Origin of the sequence: Sphaerothrix gracilis Ecp01 (assembly GCF_030405905.1) — a bacterium.
Classification (GTDB): Bacteria; Cyanobacteriota; Cyanobacteriia; order Phormidesmidales; family Phormidesmidaceae; genus Sphaerothrix; species Sphaerothrix gracilis.
Map to the genome: position 1 here is coordinate 37,056 of NZ_JASATW010000011.1, position 18,301 is coordinate 55,356.

Sequence of the window (18,301 nt, forward strand, 5' to 3'; positions counted from 1 at the left end):
TAAGCCTTACGTTTCTGCCTTCATCTGATTAGAGGACACACCTGTGGGACAAAAAATCCACCCAACTGGATTCCGTTTGGGAGTCATTCAAGACCATCGCTCGCGCTGGTACGCTGACAGCACTCGCTATCCTGATTTGCTGCAAGAAGATCATAAAATTCGCCAGCATATTGAGAAAAATCTCAGTAATGCAGGTATCTCTGAAGTTCGCATTGAGCGAAAAGCCGATCAAATTGACTTAGAGATCAAGACTGCGCGGCCCGGAGTCGTAGTTGGCCGGGGCGGTACCGGCATTGAATCCCTGAGAACAGGACTGCAGCAGATTCTGCAAGATAACAATCGACAAATTCGCATCAACGTAGTTGAGGTAGCGCGCGTCGATGCAGATGCGGCTTTAGTGGCCGAATACATTGTGCAGCAGCTAGAGCGCCGAGTTTCTTTTCGCCGCGTAGTCCGTCAGGCTATTCAGCGGGCACAGCGGGCAGGCGTTGAAGGCATCAAAATTCAGGTCAGTGGTCGGCTCAATGGAGCTGAGATTGCCAGGACTGAATGGACTCGTGAAGGTCGGGTTCCTCTCCATACGCTTCGAGCCAACGTTGACTACTCGTACCGTACGGCTCAAACAATTTACGGTGTTCTTGGCATCAAGGTCTGGATCTTTAAGGGCGAAGTCATTCCAGGGCAAGAAGAGCAGCCTGTCAATAACAACAATCAACCTCGACGACGTCAGCAGCGGCGGCGTCAGCAGTTTGAAGATCGCTCTAGCGACAATTAAGCATCTAATTAGTTTTATAGCTAGTCTTTCTAGCGTTTCAGCATTGCAATCTACGGTAGTGGTAACCCATGCTAAGTCCAAGGAGAACAAAGTTTCGTAAGCAGCATCGTGGTCGTATGCGAGGTATGGCTCAGCGTGGCAACGAACTGAATTTTGGTGATTTTGCCCTGCAGGCAATCGAGCCTTCCTGGCTAACCTCGCGTCAAATTGAGGCTGGACGGCGGGCGATGACTCGCTATATCCGCCGGGGCGGTAAGATCTGGATTCGCGTATTCCCAGACAAGCCTGTAACGATGCGACCTGCCGAAACTCGTATGGGTTCTGGTAAGGGAAACCCAGAGTTTTGGGTAGCCGTGGTTAAGCCCGGTCGCATCATTTTTGAAATTGCTGGTGTCCCGGAAGAGACTGCTAGAGAAGCTATGCGTTTGGCATCTTTCAAGCTTCCTTTCAAAACTAAGTTTGTTACACGGGATGTCAAGGAGACTTAAGCTTATGCCACTTCCAAAGATTGAAGATGCTAGAAAACTGAGCGATCAGGAGCTAGCCGACGAAATAGTTGCGGTAAAACGAGAACTGTTTCAGCTGCGCTTTCAAAAAGCAACCCGACAGTTAGAAACGGAAGTTCATCGCTTTAAGCATACCAATCATCGATTAGCTCAGTTGATGACAGTACAGCGGCAGCGGCAACTGACAGCTAGCGTTCAAGCAAATGAATCCGCTGAGCTGCCTGAATCTGCTGAGCCTGCCGAAACAGAGGAATAGGAGTCAAGCAGATGGCGGTTAAGGAAAGAGTTGGCCTTGTAGTCAGCGACAAGATGGATAAGACGGTAGTGGTTGCAGTTGAAAACCGCGTACCTCATCCGAAATATAAGAAAGTTATGGTGCGCACCAAACGCTATAAGGTTCACGATCAGGACAATGAATGTCGTTCGGGCGATCGCGTTCGCATTCGGGAAACCCGTCCGCTCAGTCGAACCAAGCGATGGATTGTTGCAGACATCCTCGACCGAGCCTCTGAGGCATAGATATTTGAGGCGTAGCTTAAAGGAGGCCAGCCGTGATTCAACAAGAGTCTATTCTCAACGTAGCCGATAACAGTGGGGCACGAAAGCTAATGTGCATTCGTGTTCTGGGCGGCAATCGTCGTTATGCCAATGTCGGGGACGTGATTATCGCTGTGGTCAAAGACGCGATTCCCAATATGGCTGTTAAAAAGTCGGACATCGTACGGGCTGTTGTCGTGCGCACTCGCAAAGGTTTGCGGCGTAGCAGCGGCATGAGTATCCGCTTCGACGACAATGCTGCGGTCATCATCAATCCCGAAGGCAATCCCCGGGGTACGCGAGTATTCGGCCCTGTTGCTAGAGAGCTGCGCGATAAAAGTTTTACCAAAATTGTGTCGCTAGCTCCAGAGGTGCTTTAGTAAATCATGAAAACCAAGCAGAGCCAGTCTACTCGTCAAAAGATGCATGTCAAGAAAGGAGATACCGTGCAGGTAATTTCCGGTCGTGACAAAGGCAAAGTTGGGGAAATTGTTTCCGTTTTTCCCAAGCAAAGTCGGGTAATTGTTGAAGGCGTTAATATTCGCACTAAGCATGTCAAACCCCGCCAGGAAGGAGAATCAGGTCAAATCACAACGTCTGAATTTCCGATTCATAGCTCCAACGTGATGCTCTATTCCGAAAAGGAAAAGGTTGTCAGCCGCGTTTGCTATACCTTCAACGAGGAAGGGCGTAAGGTGCGCATGTTGAAGAAAACGGGTGAAGTAATCGACTAGGCCCGGATTCAATTCAGTAACTGTCAAATCCCTGACCAAGCCCAGGGAAAGGTAAGTAAAAAAGATGACTGATCAGCTCAAAACTTTATATCACGAAAAAATAGTTCCTAAGCTGATGGATGAATTCCAATACAGCAATATTCATCAGGTTCCTAAGCTGGTGAAGGTCACTATTAATCGTGGACTGGGAGAAGCCTCACAGAATGCCAAAGCGCTAGAATCTTCTGTCAGCGAACTGGCAACTATTACCGGACAGCGTCCCGTGGTGACTCGCGCTAAGAAAGCGATCGCAGGCTTCAAGCTGCGTCAGGGTATGCCTGTAGGCGTCATGATTACGCTGCGCTCTGGACGGATGTATGCGTTTCTCAATCGTCTGATCAATTTAACCCTGCCCCGGATTCGTGACTTTCGGGGGGTTAGCTCTACAAGTTTTGATGGTCGCGGTAACTACACGCTAGGTCTGCGTGAGCAGCTCATCTTTCCTGAGATCGACTATGACAGCATCGATCAGGTGCGGGGCATGGACATCTCCATCGTCACGACAGCTAATACAGATGAAGAGGGACGAGCCTTGCTGAAAGAAATGGGAATGCCATTTCGAGAGAACTAGGCAAACTTTACAGATTTAAAGAGGATTATGGCGGCTAACGACACCATTGCGGACATGCTCACGCGCATTCGAAACGCTACCCTAGCGCGGCATCAGCGAGTAGAGATTCCATCCACGAAAATGACCCGCAGTATCGCTCACGTACTGAAGGAAGAAGGCTTTATTGCCGACTTTGACGAGGCCGGAGAAGGCGTGAAGCGTTTCCTGGTTGTATCTCTGAAATACAGGGGTAAAACTCGTGAGCCTATTATTAAAAATCTGACTCGCGTCAGTAAGCCTGGCTTACGAGTCTACTCTAACCGCAAGGATCTTCCTAGGGTTTTAGGCGGTATCGGCATTGCCATCATTTCAACGTCTAGCGGCATAATGACCGATCGCGATGCTCGTCGTCGTGGCATTGGTGGAGAGGTGCTTTGCTATGTCTGGTAGGTTGTTACGGTCGTTCCTCGATATTCAGTACTCTGTCGTAGGCGATCGCCGTTTAGGAGGTATTTGTTCCCATGTCTCGAATTGGTAAGCGCCCTATTTCCTTGCCGAGCAAGGTGACTGTTGCTATCGACGGTCAGCATGTGGCTGTGAAAGGGCCTAAAGGAGAACTTGATAGAACGCTGCCAACAGGGGTCAGCGTCATGCAAGAAGGCGACACGATTGTTGTGAATCGCAATAATGACTCGCGACTTTGCCGCCAGCGGCACGGTCTTTGTCGTACCCTGGTTGCCAACATGGTGGAAGGTGTTTCTCAGGGCTTTCAAAAGCGCTTAGAAATTCAGGGAGTTGGCTATCGCGCGCAGGTACAAGGACGAACCTTGACCCTAAGCCTTGGCTATAGCCATCCAGTGCAATTTGAGCCGCCCGAAGGAATACAGTTTGCAGTTGAAGGCAATACCAATGTTACCGTTAGCGGCATTGACAAAGAAATTGTAGGCAACATGGCTGCCAAAATCCGGGCTGCTCGTCCACCAGAACCCTACAAAGGCAAAGGCGTTCGCTATGCGGGTGAGGTAATTAGACGCAAAGCTGGTAAGGCAGGGAAGAAGTAACTTATGAAAATTTCTCGTAAACAACAGACGCGGCGGCGTCATGCGCGTATTCGACGCCGATTCAAAGGTACCTCTGAGCGACCTCGGCTTGCCGTCTTTCGCTCTAACCTGCACATCTACGCTCAGGTGATTGACGATACTCAGCATCGGACTTTAGCCGCAGCTTCAACGCTAGACACCGATTTGAAAGCTACTCTAGAGAAAGGTGCCAACAAAGACGCCTCGGCTCAGGTGGGCAAGCTTATTGCTGAGCGAGCCTTACAGCAAGGCATTAAGCAGGTTGTGTTTGATCGCGGTGGCAACCTTTATCATGGCCGAGTCGCGGCTTTGGCGGATGCAGCTAGAGAAGCGGGCCTAGATTTTTAACCCAAATTTTTCGACTATAACTTTCGCACAAATTTTTAGGTTTAGAGACTATGGCGAATCGTCGCAAGAACAATCGCAGTAAGGAAAAGGAAACGGATTGGCAAGAGCGAGTCGTACAGATTCGCCGCGTCACCAAAGTAGTCAAAGGGGGTAAAAAGCTAAGCTTTAGAGCCATTGTCGTTGTTGGCAATGAGCGCGGTCAGGTAGGCGTGGGTGTCGGAAAAGCCAGCGACGTTATTGGTGCCGTCCGCAAAGGCGTTGCCGATGGAAAGAAGCACATTGTGGATGTGCCGCTGACTAAATCTAACTCTATTCCCCATCCTACTTATGGTGTCGGTACGGGCGCTAAGGTTATGATGCGGCCTGCTGCTCCTGGAACAGGGGTAATTGCTGGTGGGGCGGTGCGGACGGTGCTAGAGCTGGCCGGTGTTCGCAATATTTTGGCAAAGCAGCTAGGTTCAGATAACCCTCTAAGCAATGCTAGAGCCGCTATCAGCGCCCTGTCTGCTTTACGGACGCTTTCAGATGTGGCTGAAGAAAGAGGCGTCTCGGTTGAGAAACTGTACGTATAGCTAGAAGAAATTTACTTTGCTGCATAGAGGATTGATTGATGAGACTACAAGACGCTCAGCCTAAGCCAGGCTCCAAACGGCGCAAGCGGCGGGTCGGTCGCGGTATTTCGGCTGGACAAGGCGCAAGCGGCGGCTTTGGTATGCGAGGACAAAAATCGCGATCGGGACGCAGCACACGGCCTGGCTTTGAGGGCGGGCAGCTTCCTCTCTATCGGCGGTTACCTAAGCTCAAGCATTTTCCCATTGTCAATCAGAAGCGTTACACCATTCTGAATGTAGGTGCTTTAGACGTGCTGGCTGCTGACACTGAAGTGACCTTGGAATCGCTACTAGAGGCAGGTCTACTGACGACCGAAAACGGCCCTCTCAAAATCTTGGGAGACGGGGAAATTTCTAAGGCATTGACGGTTAAAGCCGCTGCGTTTACTCGCTCTGCTCAGGAAAAGATTCAGGCGGCAGGCGGTAGCTGCGAAGTGATTTAGTTTTTGGGACTCCTGGCATCTTGTCGGATCGGCAGAGGCCAGCGCTGATTTATTCTGTAGCCGATTGTCGCTAGTATAAAGACATCGAAGGTGATCGCAAGCACAGGTAGAGGTACTACACATGGTCGTTAGTCGCGGCAAGTCGCCTAATGCACAGGAAACGTTTATGCAAATGGCTCAGGCCGCAGGTCTAAGAAGCCGTTTGTTGGTAACGCTGGGACTGCTGATTTTAGTTCGCTTGGGGGTTTTTATTCCCGTTCCCGGAATTGACCGGGTCGCGTTTAATCAGTATCTCCAAAGCAACAGCGTTGGTGGCGTACTTGGATTTGTTGACATCTTCGTGGGCGGCGGACTTTCAGCGCTGGGTATTTTTGCGTTGGGTATTCTGCCCTACATTAATGCATCCATTATTCTGCAGCTCTTGACTGCAGCAATCCCAGCCCTAGAGGATCTGCAAAAGAATGAAGGGGAGGCCGGACGCCGTAAGCTGTCTCAGATTACGCGCTATGTGGCTCTGGGCTGGGCAGTCTTGCAGAGTACGCTGCTTTCGTCATTCCTGCTGATGCAGTTTGCTAGCGAGCCGGGCGTTCCTTTTATCGTGGAAACGGTTTTGGCTTTGACCGCAGGCTCTATGTTCGTCATGTGGGTAGGCGAGCTGATCACGGAAAAAGGTGTGGGCAATGGCGCTTCGCTGCTCATTTTCGTCAATATTGTTTCTTCGCTGCCGCGATCGCTAGGGCAGACAATCGATTTGGCTCAGAGCGGCGATCGCAGCATTGTCGGCGGCATTCTGATTCTCATGCTGGTTTTTCTAGCTATGATTGTCGGCATTATTTTTGTGCAAGAAGGAACGCGGCGAATTCCCATCATTTCTGCCCGGCGTCAGGTTGGTAGAAAACTATATCTAGAGAAAAGTAATTATCTGCCTCTCCGGCTTAATCAGGGCGGCGTAATGCCGATTATTTTCGCTTCAGCCGTACTGGTCATTCCCATTTCTTTGACCCAGTATATTGCTAACCCTGGATTTGCTCAGTTTGTCAATACCTACTTCAGCCCGACTTCTTGGCTATACGTAGGGCTTTATTTGCTGCTGATCTTGTTTTTCAGCTACTTTTACGCCTCGCTGATTGTCAATCCTGAAGACATGTCTCGCAACTTGAAGAAAATGGGAGCGAGCATTCCTGGTATTCGCCCTGGTAAGGCTACAACCGAATATATCGGTAAAGTGCTGAACCGATTGACCTTCTTGGGGGCTATTTTCTTGGGCTTGGTTGCTGTCATTCCGAGTGCTGTTGAGAGCGCAACGCGAGTTCAAACATTCAGAGGTTTAGGCGCAACTTCTCTGCTGATTCTAGTGGGGGTTGCAATTGATACCGCCAAACAGGTGCAAACGTACGTCATCTCGCAGCGATACGAGGGAATGGTGAAGCAGTAGTGACTCGATTAATCTTTCTCGGTCCGCCTGGTGCTGGCAAAGGGACCCAGGCCGTAGCCCTTTCTGAAATCTGTGAAGTTCCTCATATCTCTACAGGTGATATTCTCCGCTCTGCCGTAGCCGCGCAAACGGATTTGGGTAAAAAAGCCGAATTCTATATGAATGCGGGTGAACTGGTGCCCGACGATCTGATTTTGGGTCTAATTCGTGAGCGACTTTCTCAGGCTGATGCCGTTAATGGCTGGGTGCTAGATGGTTTTCCACGCAACGTACCTCAGGCCGCTTTTTTAGACGAGCTGCTGGAAGAAATGCGACAGCCCTATGACTTTGTGGTCAATTTGGACGTGCCTGACGAAGTGATTATTGCTCGGCTGCTGAAACGAGGCCGTAATGATGATACGGAGGATGTTATTCGCAATCGCCTCCAAGTCTATCGTCAACAAACTGAGCCGCTGATCGATTTTTATCGCAGCCGTCAGCAGTTGGTTTCGGTAGATGGAAATCAGCCGATGGAAGTGGTGACTGAGGAGCTGAGAAAAATCGTCAGTGTCTGATCAACCGATTGAGGCGAAGTCTTTCCTAAGTCTGGTACGAGTTGGGCCTAATATTTGTTACTTTTGAATGGCAAGTCTAGTTGAAAGCTGAGCTGCTTGATCGAGCAGTTTTGTCTTTTTGGTTGGCTGCTGGTAGATCAGTAAGTTTTTATGCTACTGGCTGCACGGTTTTGTTGAATTGAGGAAATGCTAGTTGTCTAAGCAAGATCTAATTGAAATGGAAGGGACCGTGACGGAGTCATTGCCAAACGCAATGTTCCGCGTGGATCTCGATAACGGATTTAATGTCCTGGCTCATATCTCAGGTAAAATTCGGCGCAACTATATTAAAATTTTGCCGGGCGATCGCGTCAAGGTGGAGCTAACGCCCTATGACTTGAGTAAAGGGCGCATTACCTACCGACTGCGCAAAAAGTAATTAAAGCTTATGGCGTCTCTAGAATAGCCTTTAAGAGCGGCTCAGCTCCGAATCTGACAGCATCCGTGCAGGGTAACTTTGTCTCTTCCTGCGTTTGAGCGATCGCTGCTTTGGCCTCCGGTTCTGAAAGATGGGCGGTGTTAAGCGCAATACCTACAACCGGAGCCAGGGCAAATGTGCCGCCTGCGCTGGCGACAGTTTCGTAAACTCGAATCACTTCGGGCAGCGGCGGTATTTCAAATTCAGCGAAGTTGTGAATATGAGTCTGCCCAACCCGGTGAGCCAAGATCAGGTGAGTAGGCTGGGAGCCTCGGAGCAGTGGCAGAGTAGCGGTTGAGGCCGGATTCATGAGCGAACCTTGGCCTTCGACTAGCAGGACATCGTGGTCGGGGCCATACTCTAGCATCAGCCGCTCGATTGCCCCGGCGGCGAAGTCAACCCGCACTGCGTCTAACGCCACGCCATCATCGCCCAGCATTAAGTTTGTTTGTCCGGTTGCAATAATTTTGGTTTTAACGCCCTGCTGCTGCAAAGCTTTACGGAGTTCCAGGTTGGTGGACATTTTACCCACGGCCATATCGGTGCCAACAGTTAGGACTCGCAGACAGCTGAGATGTTTAGCCTGACCTGAGCCGACTGTCAGACCGGGAGGTTCGCGTCTGACATCCCAAATCCACTGCTCTGGCTGCATCACCGCTGTCAAGCTAGCATCTGTTGACATGGGCGTATGCAGGCCATTGACAATAGAAAGTCCGGCAGCAGCAGCCCGTTTAACCTCCTGATACCAGGCTTCTGGCAGCGCTCCGCCAGAAGGGGCAATGCCAATAGCTAAAACCGTGGGTTGATAAGCGATCGCCGCCTCAATGGAGGCCACAATGGGCACCTTCCGACTAATGCCTGTTAGCTGTTCCAAGGGCTGTCCGGCGCAGTCTTGATCAATGACAGCCACAATAGGGAGAGGACTGTAGCGCAGCATGGCTAAGCCTGTCTTACCTTTGGCTCCCTGCGTGCCGCCGTGAAGCAGAATAGCAATGCGGTGTTCATGGGTTAGACGCATGGACAACTCCTAGTCCGGGTTGATAGCTGGGTCGTAGGCAGGCGTCCTCTAGGCTAGCGCCTAAAAACGGATCGTCCTGCAAATTGAGATGACTGTCTAGGTCAAGATGATCGGCCAAGGGGGCGAGGTGGGCCAAGGCCGTATTAGACAAAATGCTGTCGGAATAGCAGCCAAACATCACCTGCAGTTTGCAGGCGCGAGCTACGTCAATCATCCGTTTGGCTTCGCTAAGTCCTCCTGCTTTCATCAGCTTAATATTAATGCCGTGAACGCAGTCGGCTAGGCCAGGAATATCCTGACTGGTGAAGCAGCTTTCATCGGCAAAGATAGGCAGGGGCGATCGCTGATAAAGGGCAGCAAATTCAGCAAACCGCTCAACTGGTAGAGGCTGTTCTAAATAGGCAATGCCTCGCTCTGCCAGCCAGTTCGACATTTCTACAGCCTCAGCCAAAGACCAGCCGCCATTGGCATCGACGCTGACTTTAGCCTGAGCGGGTATGACCGCTAAAAGAGCCTGCATCATGGCCTGATCGGCCTCAAGACCCTCAGAACTGCCCAGCTTTACCTTAACTGAGCGGGCCGGAAACAGGGCCAACCAGCTTTGCAAGCGCTCAACGGCGGCGGTAGGTGAGCTGATGCCAATGGTGACGGCGGTAGGCCCAATGCGATCGCGATCAAGGCCCCAAAGCTGCCACAGCGGTAGCCCCACTCGCTTGCCTAGCCAGTCATGCAGGGCGACATCTAGGGCGGCGCGGGTGGCGGAACTGAGGCTAGCCGCTTGTATCAGATTGGTAATCAGCTGGTGCTGCAGCGGATGCAGCTTTTCTAGGTCGGGCTGGATTTGAGCTAGCTCAGCGGCGATCGCTTCTGCTGTCTGAATTTCAGCTCCAATTGAAAAAGGTGTCGCCTCTCCCCAGCCGGTAAAACTATCTGCACTCAGGCGCAGCCAGAGGTTGGTTGAGCTAGCGTGTGTACCTCGGCTAATGGTTAGCGGTACTCGCTTATGAACCGTGAATGTTTCCCACTCAATCTGCATCTGTTTTTATTACCGCCTTTACTACCGCTATGTTCTATGAGGCTTTTTAGGAGCCTTCAATCTCAGCTTGATGCTCACACTTGAATCCCCGCTGTCGCCAAGCTTGCAAATCCACTGTGGCTAAGGATAAAACGTCTGCACACTGAGGCGTATAGACCTGGCTGGCGATCGCCCAGAAAACGCTGCGGGTAATATCTAAGGCTGTTTTCAAGGGCTGCTCACTATTGCCCGGTACACCTGTCTCTGCCGCAATTTCAGGCTCAACCCAGATGCCGTGAGCGCCTAAGATAATGCGGGCCATCCACAGCGATCGCGGCAAATGTGTGGAGGAAGTAATTAACCGCACTCGCTGAGTCTGCCAGCGCTGCAGTACGGGCAAGCTGAAATAAAAATTGCCAAAAGTGGACTCAGCACAATTTTCTAGCCACACCTGATCCAAAGGAGCCTGCATTTGGGTGAACAGAAGCCAAATGCAGGGGGGCTGAGAGCCGGAAGAAACTAGAACCTGTGCTTGAGGAAACTGGTGCCAGACCTCAGCCGCATGAATTTCCCGGCGAATGCTGCCGCCCAAAACCAGCAGGGTATCAACCGGAGCCTGAGCTGATTGCTGCAGCCGCAAAGCAAGGCTGATCAATCCGCAAAAGATCAGCGCCACTAAGAACAAGCCGCCACGCCCCAGATAGCGCCGCAGCCGCCTAGAAGCCAGAAAACGGTAGAACACAGGGATAAGCCAGAGGAATTTGAGCGCGGAATACTATCAGGGACCAAAACGGAATTTTTTTAACAGTTATAGCCATAGGTTTGCTGAAATCGCTATCTTAAGAATGCAAGTTAGTGATTTAAGTAGAATTCCGGTAGATTACTGTTTCTCAGGCGCTGTGCGATCGCTAGACTGGCACATAGCTGCCCTTAACTCGCTGGCTGTCTTGTCATGATTAGTCTGCGTTACGTTGACCTCGCTTTTTCCATACTGCCTAGTCATCTCCAAAGCTTGCCATGAACCCAGCCCTCAATTTTCGCTATCTGTCGCAACTGTGCCTTGTCAGCGGCGCGATCGCCGCCGCTACTGTATTTTCGCCCGTTTTTCCCGCTCTGAGCAGTAGCGCTAGTGAAACTTTTCAAGACAGTCCAAAAGCGGTTCTTGACGAAGCTTGGCAAATTGTAAATCGAGACTATGTAGACGGTGACTTCAACCACGTTGACTGGCAAGTAGTGCGTCAAACGTTGCTAGAACGGGACTACTCCTCATCAGCGGAGGCTTATGCGGCGCTGCGGCAGGCGCTGCGGCAGCTCAACGACCCCTATACCCGGTTCTTAGACCCTGAGCAGTACACAGAGCTAACCGATCAAACAGCAGGTGAAATTTCAGGCGTCGGGCTCAGGCTACAGCGAGACAGCGCCGCCAGAAAAATTATTGTGGTTGAGACTATAGAAGGCTCACCGGCTGAGCAAGCTGGTATTCGGGCAGGGGATCATCTGCTGATGGTCGATGGTCGCTCAACTGACCTATTGACGGTAGAGGCAGTATCCCAGCTAATTCGCGGCGAGGAAGGCAGTCAGGTAACGCTGACGATTGCCGGTCGCAACGGTCAGGGAGAGCGGCAGTCCGTTATCTTGACGCGGACTCTAATTGCGGTTGATACGGTGCAGTACGCTGTTAAAGCCGAAAGCGATACACGCATTGGCTATATTCGCCTAGCTGAGTTTAATGCTCACGCGACTGAGCAAATGGAGGCCGCGATCGCTCAGCTATTGGAACAAGAGGTTGACGCCTTTGTGCTAGATCTGCGCGGCAATCCGGGGGGGCTGTTGCAGTCCAGTATTGAAATTAGCCGTATGTGGCTGCAGCGTGGCTCAATCGTTCGCACCGTTGATCGCTCCGGCAATGACGACCAAATCACCGCCAACCGCACGGCTCTAACGGAACTCCCTTTAGCGGTTCTTGTCGATGGTCGTTCAGCTAGCTCTAGTGAAATTTTGACGGGGGCTCTGCGCGACAATGGCCGCGCCACGGTAATTGGCAGCACCACTTTTGGTAAGGCGCTGGTTCAGTCACTGCATGGCCTCTCAGACGGCTCTGGTTTGGCGGTGACTGTGGCCCACTACTATACTCCCAACGGTACCGACATTAGCCGCAAGGGCATTACCCCCGATATTGAAATCGATCTAACGGCGCGGCAGGTACAGCAGCTACAGGCTAACCCCGATTTGCTAGCAACCAATTCCGATCCGCAATATGCCAGAGCGATCGCGGTTTTGTCAGAAACCGTTTTGGTCAATCGCCAGCAAGGTCAGCCGCTGCAGCCTGTTCTACTAGAAGCGCCTGAGCCTAGCCAGCTTGGCAGAGGCATCTAAAAAGCTCCAATTCTTAGATGTGTCGCGCCACTAGCTGCGCGTCTGTGTCAGAAAAATGCAGCCGCTGAAAGGCGATCGCCCGCAGTTACAAAATACTAATTTCTGGCAGCAGCAGAGAAGATTTTGCCATATTGTCGATCGGCAGAGAGCTATTTCTCTAGATTTAGAGAGTGTCTTTTAGCCGGGATGAGAGGCCAATGCAAAGAGCTGCGCTATTTTTGAAAATTATTCTCTGGATGCTGATTGTTCAGTTAGGGAGTATGCCCGTAGCCATCGCCGCGCCGCTGCCCTCTCTTGCTGTGTCCTCTAGCTATCTCGCTCAGGCCCCCATGTTAGATTCTATCGCTGCGCTAGAACGGGTCTTGACTAGTCCTCAGCTCCAGACGGGCTGGTTTGCCGAGAGCTTTTTGTCTCAGGTATCGCTGGCTCAGGTAGAGCAGGTTCTGCAGGGTATGCAGGCGAGTTTGGGTGCCTATCAGAGCACAGAAGCAAAGGGCGATCGCTATTTAGTTACCTTTGAGCGGGGCACAGTTGAGGCCCAGATTGCGCTCAACGCTCGCGGCCAAATTACCGGTTTACTGTTTCAACCGCCTGCCCTCAGCGGTTTGACTCTCGACGAAATCGCCCAGCGCTTTGCCCAGCTTCCGGGGGAAGTGAGCCTGCTCATTCAGCAAAACGGAACAGACATTGCCAGCTATCAGCCAGAAAAACCGCTGGGTGTCGGTTCGGCTTTTAAGCTAATTGTGCTGCAGGCGCTCAGGCAGCAAATCGAGGCCGGGCAGCATCGCTGGGATGAGGTGATTCAGCTCCAACCTGAATGGCGTAGCTTGCCCAGCGGCCTGCTGCAAACCTGGCCCGCAAACGCGCCTTTAACTTTGCAAACCCTAGCCACGCTGATGATCTCTCTCAGCGACAATACGGCCACTGACGCCTTAATTCACCTAGTTGGCCAGGAGGCTTTGATAGCTCTGTCGCCGCGCAACCAGCCCTTTCTGACAACGCGAGAACTTTTCGTGCTCAAAGATCCGCAAAATTCGGCTCTGCTAGAGCGCTACCGCCAGAACCCAGCAGAGCGCAGACAGACTTTAGACAGCCTCACCGAACTGTCACTGCCCAACGTAAATCTATTTGAAGGTGGGCCGCTGGCGTTGGACGTGGAGTGGTTTTTGTCAGGACAGGAGCTGTGCCAGGCGATCGCCTCAGTGGCTGATTTACCCCTGATGCAGGTCAATCCTGGTATTGCCGAGCCGCAGGACTGGGCACAGGTGGCCTATAAGGGCGGTTCGGAAGCCGGGGTCCTCAACTTTACCACCCACCTCACTGCCGCAGACGGCACCGCTTACTGCCTAACTACTACCTGGAACAATCCGGCTGGCGTAGATGAGATTGAGCTAGCCACGCTCTATCGCAGCGCGATCGAGACTCTCAAATCCTTGTAAACGCTACGATTTTTATCGAAAATCAGAAGCCCATTGCGATCGCGCTGGAGTTATGCAACAGCACTGGTGAACTGCACCGCTGCTAGCTGGCACTACTCAATTGGAGCATGGCTCATGGCTGATAAAAAAACGCTCGCCGAGCGGCTGGAAGAACTAGCGATCCGTCTAGAAACTTTAGAAACTCGTTTGCTAGTCCAGTCGCCACCCAAGGGTAAAGAGGCAGGCGATCGCCTCAACTCAGCGCCGCACTACTGCCAGGTCCCTAAAATGCCGGAGCGGGAATTCGGCCCTGATGTATCGGCAGATCGCGCCCGCCTGATTCGCGTCATGTCGAACAAGTGGGTCAACGGCACAATTTTGCACTACTACTTTTTTGAAGGCGATCCCTGGGGCACAACGGACGATCAGCAAGCGGTTGTCCGCCGGGCATTTGAAATTTGGAAATCACTGGGCATTGGGCTGGAATTTAAGGAAGTGACTGCCATTGAAGAAGCGGAAATCCGTATTGGTTTTCTACAGGGAGATGGCGCTTGGTCCTACCTGGGCCGCGACATCTTGAACCAGGGACAGTTTGAGCGCACCATGAACTTTGGCTGGAGCCTCACCGACCACCCCGACGAAATTGACACGGCTGTCCACGAAATTGGGCATACCCTGGGCTTTCCGCACGAGCACCAAAATCCGAATGCCGGAATTGTTTGGAATGAGGACGCGGTTTATGAAGACCTAGCGGGGCCGCCCAACTACTGGCCCAGAGAAGTCACCTATCACAACATCATTCGCAAAATTCAGCCAGCGCTGGTAGAAGGCTCTGATTGGGATCCCGACTCTATCATGCACTACCCCTTTGCGGCGGGCATGATTAAAGAGCCCAGCCAGTACAGCAGTGGCCTCTACCCCAAACCCGGCCTGTCTGAAAATGACATTGCCCAGGTCAAACTGTTCTATCCGCCGCAACAGCCTATCTATCCTGAACTGCGACCGCTGGAGTCTCAGACGCTTTCACTAAAAGCCGGAGAGCAAAAGAACTTCAATGTTATTCCAACTGCCACCCGCCACTATAGCTTCCGCACGTTTGGGGAGTCAGATACGGTGATGGTGCTGTTTGAAGAGCGCGACGGCGAACTGCGCTTCCTGGCAGGAGATGACGACAGCGGTACTGACTTGAACGCTCAGTTTACGGTGCGGCTGACTAAGGGTCACAAGTATGTCTTGCGGATTCGGCTCTACTACAACTTCTCGACCGGCGATACGGCAGTGATGATGTGGTGAGGAATTTTGTACACTGAATCTCTAAGCTTGGTGGGTTTTCTTCACTATGGGTTCAGTGTTGTCAGTGCTGCAATCATTAATTGGGCAAACAGCGGGGCGGTGGCGTCAGATGGTCGCGATCGCCCTGAGCGGTATTTTGGCGATCGCGTCTGCAGGCTGTAGCCTCGATCAGTTCCGGGCCAGCGCCGCTAGAACTTCTCAGCTTGTGGTTGCGTTTTCCGAAAATCCTAAAACTTTCAACGCCGCGCTCAGCGCTGAGCGCCCCAACGTTTTTGACTACTTCACCTATGAAGGGCTGCTAGGGCAAAACGGTATTACCGGAGAGCTAGAACCTGCCCTGGCCGAGTCTTGGGAAATTTCAGAGGACAACCGCACCGTTGTCTTCACCCTAAGAGACAATTTGCGCTGGTCAGACGGTGAACCGCTGACGGCAGAAGACTTTGCTTTTACTTTCAACGAAATTTATTACAACGAAGCGATTCCGGTAAACGGTCGGGACGGGCTGCGGGTAGGTGCCCAAGGGCTGCTGCCTGAAATCACGGCCTTGGATTCAGGCCACCTGCAAGTCATTTCTCCCGAACCCTTTGCGCCGCTGCTGCGTACCGTTGGCGGCACTGCGCCAATGCCAAAACATATCCTGGCGGAAACGATCGAAACCAAAGACGCCGACGGTAATCTGCTGTTTTTATCTACCTGGGGAGTAGACACCAATCCGCTAGAAATTGTCTGCAACGGCCCCTATATCATCACTGACTATCAGCCCAATGAGCGGCTGGTATTTGAGCGCAATCCTTATTACTGGCGGCAGGATGCTGCGGGCAATCCGATGCCCTACATTGAGCGGGTAGTGCGGCCGATTTTGGACGAGTCGGATACGGCGCTGCTGCAGTTTCGCTCTGGCGGATTGGACGCTCAGGGGGTGTCTCCTTCTAACTATTCGCTGCTGAAGAAAGAGGAAAATCGGGGCAACTTTACGATTCATATTGGTGGGCCTGCGGCTGGCATCAGCTTTTTTATGCTGAATCTGAATAAAGGTAGCCGCAGCGGTGCGCCCCTCGTTGATCCGATTAAGTCGGGCTGGTTCAACACAGTGGCTTTTCGGCAGGCGATCGCCTATGCCATCGATCGCGGCACCATGATCAATAACCTTTATCGGGGAATTGGTGCCCCCCAATATTCTCCAGTCACGGTGCAAAGCCCTTATTATCTCTCTCCAGAAGAGGGCTTGAAGGTCTATGAATACGAACCGGAAAAAGCCAAAGAACTGCTGCTAGGGGCAGGCTTTCAGTACAATCCACGCGGCCAGCTTTTAGATGCTGAAGGCAATCGGGTTCGCTTCACGTTCACGACCTATACAGGCAGCCAAACCGTTGATCAAATTGCCTCTCAGATCAAGCAAGATCTGGAGGCCATTGGCATTCAAATCGACCTGCAGTTTGTCACCTTTAGCACCCTGGTCGATAAAATCGACAACACCATGCAGTGGGACTGCGTATTTTTGGGCTTTACGGGGGGCGTAGAACCCAACAGTGCGGCCAATCTCTGGCTGCCTGAAGGGCGTTTGCACATGTTTAATCTCAGCGCTACGGCAGGGCAAGAGCCGATTACAGGGCGAGAAATTACCGACTGGGAGCGGCAAATTGAAGATCTCTACATTCGGGCGGCGCAGGAACTCGATGAAGCAAAGCGCAAAGCACTCTATGCTGAATTTCAGCAAATTGCTCTGGAATATTTGCCTTTGATCTACACGGTCAACCCAATTGCCATGGCGGCGGTGCGCGATCAGGTTAAAGGCGTACAGTATTCGGCTTTAGAAACCACCATGCTGTGGAATATCTATGAGCTGAGAATTGAGGAAACTGACTGAGCTGGGTTTGATGAGAGTTCTAGGGTGGCTGCGTTGTCAATTAGCCGGGGTTGTCCCTGAGCATCCACTGCGCTAAAGCGCTCAAAGTGCCGCTGTACTCTATCGGGCAGGTGAGCAAAATCAAACTGGGCATCACCCGCTGCGATCGCGGCCCAAAACTGCCGCAGATGAGGCGCAATTTGCTCAGCTTCTTGGGGTGACAGGTTTAGCGGCGCACTGGTCAGCAGCTTACTCATGAACGGTAAAGCGCGATCGCTCATCCACTGACGCGAATACGCTGGCAGGTCAGGGAATTCCGGCACTGAATTGATCCAGTGAGTTGCCACAGAGAGCTGCGATCGCCCCTGGGGCTCGGTTGTCAGTTCAACGATGCGGTAAGGATGGGGATAGCTGACTAGAGAACCCGTTGTGATTTCCCACAGACCGTTGTGCTCGGCAATGTCCTGTATATGCAGATGGCCGGTGAGCAAAAGCGCATTGACCTGTTGAAGGCGCGATCGCAGAGTTGCGGCATTCTTTAGCATGTAGCGCTGGCCCATTGCGCTGGCAGACTGGCCAGGGAGATGTTCTAAGACGTTGTGATGAATCATCACTAGAACAGTTTGTCCCTGTAGGGTTGGCAACGTGCGATCGAGCCAGTCAAGCTGCGCCTCGTCTAGATAGCCGTGATAGAGCTGTTGACCGTCTGAGTCGAAGGCAATAGAGTTGAGTCCAATCAGCCAAATGCCGGGTTTGAGCTGCGTCAGATAGGATGGCTGCTGGTTGTAACCGCAGCCTTGATAGCACTGAAAGAACTGATCGAAGCTAATCGTTTTTTCGCTGCCTTGGCGCTGAATAATGTCGTGATTGCCGGGAACGACATACACCGGATAGGGCAGATTAGCTAGCTGCTGGGCTAGCCAGTGATGGTTTTCGCGTTCGCCATGCTGGGTTAGATCACCTGGTATCAGCAGACAGTCCAGTTCTAAACGGCTCAAATGCTGAAAGATCTGCTCTAGGGCGGGAATGGCGACTTCGACTAGATGGAAGCGACTGGGCGATCGCCAAACGGTATGAGGCAGCGCTACATGGGGGTCGCTGACAATGGCAAAGCGTAAATGTTGTTTCATACCTCGTCAGGATTAACACCAAGGGCCTTTAGTTTAGCTTTGAGCCGTCGATTTCAGCTTCGGCCTGTTTAGGTTGCTGCCCCGCACCGTGGACTCTTGCTCCAGTGCTTAAGCTATGTCATCTCTGATTAGTTGTC

At 52.0% G+C, this 18,301-nt stretch carries 24 protein-coding genes; 20 read left to right on the forward strand and 4 right to left on the reverse strand.

The window, feature by feature from the left end:
- Positions 1 to 43 precede the first annotated feature (43 nt).
- The 15 genes from rpsC to infA all read left to right on the forward strand — a co-directional run bounded on the left by rpsC (position 44) and on the right by infA (position 8,029).
- Positions 44 to 775, forward strand: coding sequence for a 30S ribosomal protein S3 (rpsC, locus tag QJQ48_RS13750; protein ID WP_346291812.1), 732 nt, complete (start codon positions 44 to 46; stop codon positions 773 to 775).
- 68 nt (positions 776 to 843) lie between these two features.
- Complete coding sequence (rplP, locus tag QJQ48_RS13755; protein ID WP_346291813.1) at positions 844 to 1,263, forward strand: 50S ribosomal protein L16; 420 nt, start codon at positions 844 to 846, stop codon at positions 1,261 to 1,263.
- A gap of 4 nt (positions 1,264 to 1,267) precedes the next feature.
- Entirely contained in the window at positions 1,268 to 1,537 is a 270-nt protein-coding gene (gene rpmC / locus QJQ48_RS13760) for a 50S ribosomal protein L29 (protein ID WP_346291814.1), read from the forward strand.
- Between the two features lie 11 nt (positions 1,538 to 1,548).
- Positions 1,549 to 1,800, forward strand: coding sequence for a 30S ribosomal protein S17 (gene rpsQ, locus QJQ48_RS13765; protein WP_346291815.1), 252 nt, complete (start codon positions 1,549 to 1,551; stop codon positions 1,798 to 1,800).
- A 32-nt stretch (positions 1,801 to 1,832) separates the two neighbouring features.
- Positions 1,833 to 2,198: a 50S ribosomal protein L14 gene (gene rplN, locus QJQ48_RS13770; RefSeq protein ID WP_346291816.1), complete on the forward strand. Its 366-nt coding sequence runs from the start codon at positions 1,833 to 1,835 to the stop codon at positions 2,196 to 2,198.
- Between the two features lie 6 nt (positions 2,199 to 2,204).
- Complete coding sequence (gene rplX / locus QJQ48_RS13775; protein WP_346291817.1) at positions 2,205 to 2,552, forward strand: 50S ribosomal protein L24; 348 nt, start codon at positions 2,205 to 2,207, stop codon at positions 2,550 to 2,552.
- A gap of 64 nt (positions 2,553 to 2,616) precedes the next feature.
- Positions 2,617 to 3,162, forward strand: a complete 546-nt coding sequence (gene rplE, locus QJQ48_RS13780) for a 50S ribosomal protein L5 (RefSeq protein WP_346291818.1) — start codon at positions 2,617 to 2,619, stop codon at positions 3,160 to 3,162.
- Positions 3,163 to 3,189: 27 nt separating this feature from the next.
- Complete coding sequence (rpsH, locus tag QJQ48_RS13785; RefSeq protein ID WP_346291819.1) at positions 3,190 to 3,591, forward strand: 30S ribosomal protein S8; 402 nt, start codon at positions 3,190 to 3,192, stop codon at positions 3,589 to 3,591.
- A gap of 71 nt (positions 3,592 to 3,662) precedes the next feature.
- A complete protein-coding gene (gene rplF, locus QJQ48_RS13790) occupies positions 3,663 to 4,202 on the forward strand; it encodes a 50S ribosomal protein L6 (protein ID WP_346291820.1) in 540 nt (179 codons plus the stop codon).
- 3 nt (positions 4,203 to 4,205) lie between these two features.
- Complete coding sequence (gene rplR, locus QJQ48_RS13795) at positions 4,206 to 4,568, forward strand: 50S ribosomal protein L18 (protein ID WP_346291821.1); 363 nt, start codon at positions 4,206 to 4,208, stop codon at positions 4,566 to 4,568.
- A gap of 50 nt (positions 4,569 to 4,618) precedes the next feature.
- Positions 4,619 to 5,140, forward strand: coding sequence for a 30S ribosomal protein S5 (gene rpsE, locus QJQ48_RS13800; RefSeq protein ID WP_346291822.1), 522 nt, complete (start codon positions 4,619 to 4,621; stop codon positions 5,138 to 5,140).
- Between the two features lie 38 nt (positions 5,141 to 5,178).
- Positions 5,179 to 5,622 (forward strand): 50S ribosomal protein L15, encoded by a 444-nt coding sequence (gene rplO, locus QJQ48_RS13805; RefSeq protein WP_346291823.1) that lies wholly within the window; start codon positions 5,179 to 5,181, stop codon positions 5,620 to 5,622.
- Between the two features lie 121 nt (positions 5,623 to 5,743).
- On the forward strand, positions 5,744 to 7,057 hold the full coding sequence (gene secY / locus QJQ48_RS13810) for a preprotein translocase subunit SecY (RefSeq protein WP_346291824.1): 1,314 nt from the start codon (positions 5,744 to 5,746) through the stop codon (positions 7,055 to 7,057).
- On the forward strand, positions 7,057 to 7,611 hold the full coding sequence (locus QJQ48_RS13815) for an adenylate kinase (protein ID WP_346291825.1): 555 nt from the start codon (positions 7,057 to 7,059) through the stop codon (positions 7,609 to 7,611). Before secY ends, QJQ48_RS13815 begins: the two co-directional genes overlap by 1 nt.
- A 193-nt stretch (positions 7,612 to 7,804) precedes the next feature.
- Positions 7,805 to 8,029, forward strand: coding sequence for a translation initiation factor IF-1 (infA, locus tag QJQ48_RS13820; RefSeq protein WP_006196724.1), 225 nt, complete (start codon positions 7,805 to 7,807; stop codon positions 8,027 to 8,029).
- 7 nt (positions 8,030 to 8,036) lie between these two features.
- Here infA and QJQ48_RS13825 read toward each other — a convergent pair whose 3' ends face one another.
- From QJQ48_RS13825 to QJQ48_RS13835, 3 genes are read right to left on the reverse strand one after another with little or no spacing between them, the layout of a single operon-like run.
- Complete coding sequence (locus tag QJQ48_RS13825; RefSeq protein WP_346291826.1) at positions 8,037 to 9,086, reverse strand: N-acetyltransferase DgcN family protein; 1,050 nt, start codon at positions 9,084 to 9,086, stop codon at positions 8,037 to 8,039.
- The gene (locus QJQ48_RS13830) at positions 9,070 to 10,122 is read right to left on the reverse strand and encodes a dipeptide epimerase (RefSeq protein ID WP_346291827.1); all 1,053 of its coding nucleotides are present in this window, start codon (positions 10,120 to 10,122) and stop codon (positions 9,070 to 9,072) included. The genes QJQ48_RS13825 and QJQ48_RS13830 overlap by 17 nt, the downstream gene beginning before the upstream one ends.
- Before the next feature lie 46 nt (positions 10,123 to 10,168).
- Positions 10,169 to 10,843, reverse strand: a complete 675-nt coding sequence (locus tag QJQ48_RS13835; protein WP_346291828.1) for a YdcF family protein — start codon at positions 10,841 to 10,843, stop codon at positions 10,169 to 10,171.
- 275 nt (positions 10,844 to 11,118) lie between these two features.
- On the opposite strand from QJQ48_RS13835, the gene ctpB reads away from it, so the two are divergent.
- From ctpB to QJQ48_RS13860, 5 genes are all read left to right on the forward strand, one after another.
- Positions 11,119 to 12,477, forward strand: a complete 1,359-nt coding sequence (gene ctpB, locus QJQ48_RS13840; RefSeq protein ID WP_346291829.1) for a carboxyl-terminal processing protease CtpB — start codon at positions 11,119 to 11,121, stop codon at positions 12,475 to 12,477.
- A gap of 55 nt (positions 12,478 to 12,532) precedes the next feature.
- Positions 12,533 to 12,658, forward strand: a complete 126-nt coding sequence (locus QJQ48_RS13845) for a hypothetical protein (protein ID WP_346291830.1) — start codon at positions 12,533 to 12,535, stop codon at positions 12,656 to 12,658.
- A 16-nt stretch (positions 12,659 to 12,674) separates the two neighbouring features.
- Positions 12,675 to 13,916, forward strand: a complete 1,242-nt coding sequence (locus tag QJQ48_RS13850) for a serine hydrolase (RefSeq protein ID WP_346291831.1) — start codon at positions 12,675 to 12,677, stop codon at positions 13,914 to 13,916.
- Between the two features lie 114 nt (positions 13,917 to 14,030).
- Positions 14,031 to 15,188, forward strand: coding sequence for a M12 family metallopeptidase (locus QJQ48_RS13855; protein WP_346291832.1), 1,158 nt, complete (start codon positions 14,031 to 14,033; stop codon positions 15,186 to 15,188).
- A 46-nt stretch (positions 15,189 to 15,234) separates the two neighbouring features.
- Positions 15,235 to 17,055 (forward strand): ABC transporter substrate-binding protein, encoded by a 1,821-nt coding sequence (locus QJQ48_RS13860; RefSeq protein WP_346291833.1) that lies wholly within the window; start codon positions 15,235 to 15,237, stop codon positions 17,053 to 17,055.
- Here the strand turns inward: QJQ48_RS13860 and QJQ48_RS13865 are convergent.
- A complete protein-coding gene (locus QJQ48_RS13865; RefSeq protein ID WP_346291834.1) occupies positions 17,025 to 18,164 on the reverse strand; it encodes a metallophosphoesterase family protein in 1,140 nt (379 codons plus the stop codon). The two genes, QJQ48_RS13860 and QJQ48_RS13865, sit on opposite strands and share 31 nt — an antisense overlap.
- Between the last annotated feature and the right edge of the window lie 137 nt (positions 18,165 to 18,301).

Coding starts and splice junctions, on each gene's coding strand:
- rplP (WP_346291813.1), top strand. CDS start 844: ATGCTAAGTCCAAGGAGAACAAAGTTTCGTAAGCAGCATCGTGGTCGT.
- rpmC (WP_346291814.1), top strand. CDS start 1,268: ATGCCACTTCCAAAGATTGAAGATGCTAGAAAACTGAGCGATCAGGAG.
- rpsQ (WP_346291815.1), top strand. CDS start 1,549: ATGGCGGTTAAGGAAAGAGTTGGCCTTGTAGTCAGCGACAAGATGGAT.
- rplX (WP_346291817.1), top strand. CDS start 2,205: ATGAAAACCAAGCAGAGCCAGTCTACTCGTCAAAAGATGCATGTCAAG.
- rplE (WP_346291818.1), top strand. CDS start 2,617: ATGACTGATCAGCTCAAAACTTTATATCACGAAAAAATAGTTCCTAAG.
- rpsH (WP_346291819.1), top strand. CDS start 3,190: ATGGCGGCTAACGACACCATTGCGGACATGCTCACGCGCATTCGAAAC.
- rplF (WP_346291820.1), top strand. CDS start 3,663: ATGTCTCGAATTGGTAAGCGCCCTATTTCCTTGCCGAGCAAGGTGACT.
- rplR (WP_346291821.1), top strand. CDS start 4,206: ATGAAAATTTCTCGTAAACAACAGACGCGGCGGCGTCATGCGCGTATT.
- rpsE (WP_346291822.1), top strand. CDS start 4,619: ATGGCGAATCGTCGCAAGAACAATCGCAGTAAGGAAAAGGAAACGGAT.
- rplO (WP_346291823.1), top strand. CDS start 5,179: ATGAGACTACAAGACGCTCAGCCTAAGCCAGGCTCCAAACGGCGCAAG.
- secY (WP_346291824.1), top strand. CDS start 5,744: ATGGTCGTTAGTCGCGGCAAGTCGCCTAATGCACAGGAAACGTTTATG.
- QJQ48_RS13825 (WP_346291826.1), bottom strand. CDS start 9,086: ATGCGTCTAACCCATGAACACCGCATTGCTATTCTGCTTCACGGCGGC.
- QJQ48_RS13830 (WP_346291827.1), bottom strand. CDS start 10,122: ATGCAGATTGAGTGGGAAACATTCACGGTTCATAAGCGAGTACCGCTA.
- ctpB (WP_346291829.1), top strand. CDS start 11,119: ATGAACCCAGCCCTCAATTTTCGCTATCTGTCGCAACTGTGCCTTGTC.
- QJQ48_RS13845 (WP_346291830.1), top strand. CDS start 12,533: ATGCAGCCGCTGAAAGGCGATCGCCCGCAGTTACAAAATACTAATTTC.
- QJQ48_RS13850 (WP_346291831.1), top strand. CDS start 12,675: ATGCAAAGAGCTGCGCTATTTTTGAAAATTATTCTCTGGATGCTGATT.
- QJQ48_RS13855 (WP_346291832.1), top strand. CDS start 14,031: ATGGCTGATAAAAAAACGCTCGCCGAGCGGCTGGAAGAACTAGCGATC.
- QJQ48_RS13860 (WP_346291833.1), top strand. CDS start 15,235: ATGGGTTCAGTGTTGTCAGTGCTGCAATCATTAATTGGGCAAACAGCG.
- QJQ48_RS13865 (WP_346291834.1), bottom strand. CDS start 18,164: ATGAAACAACATTTACGCTTTGCCATTGTCAGCGACCCCCATGTAGCG.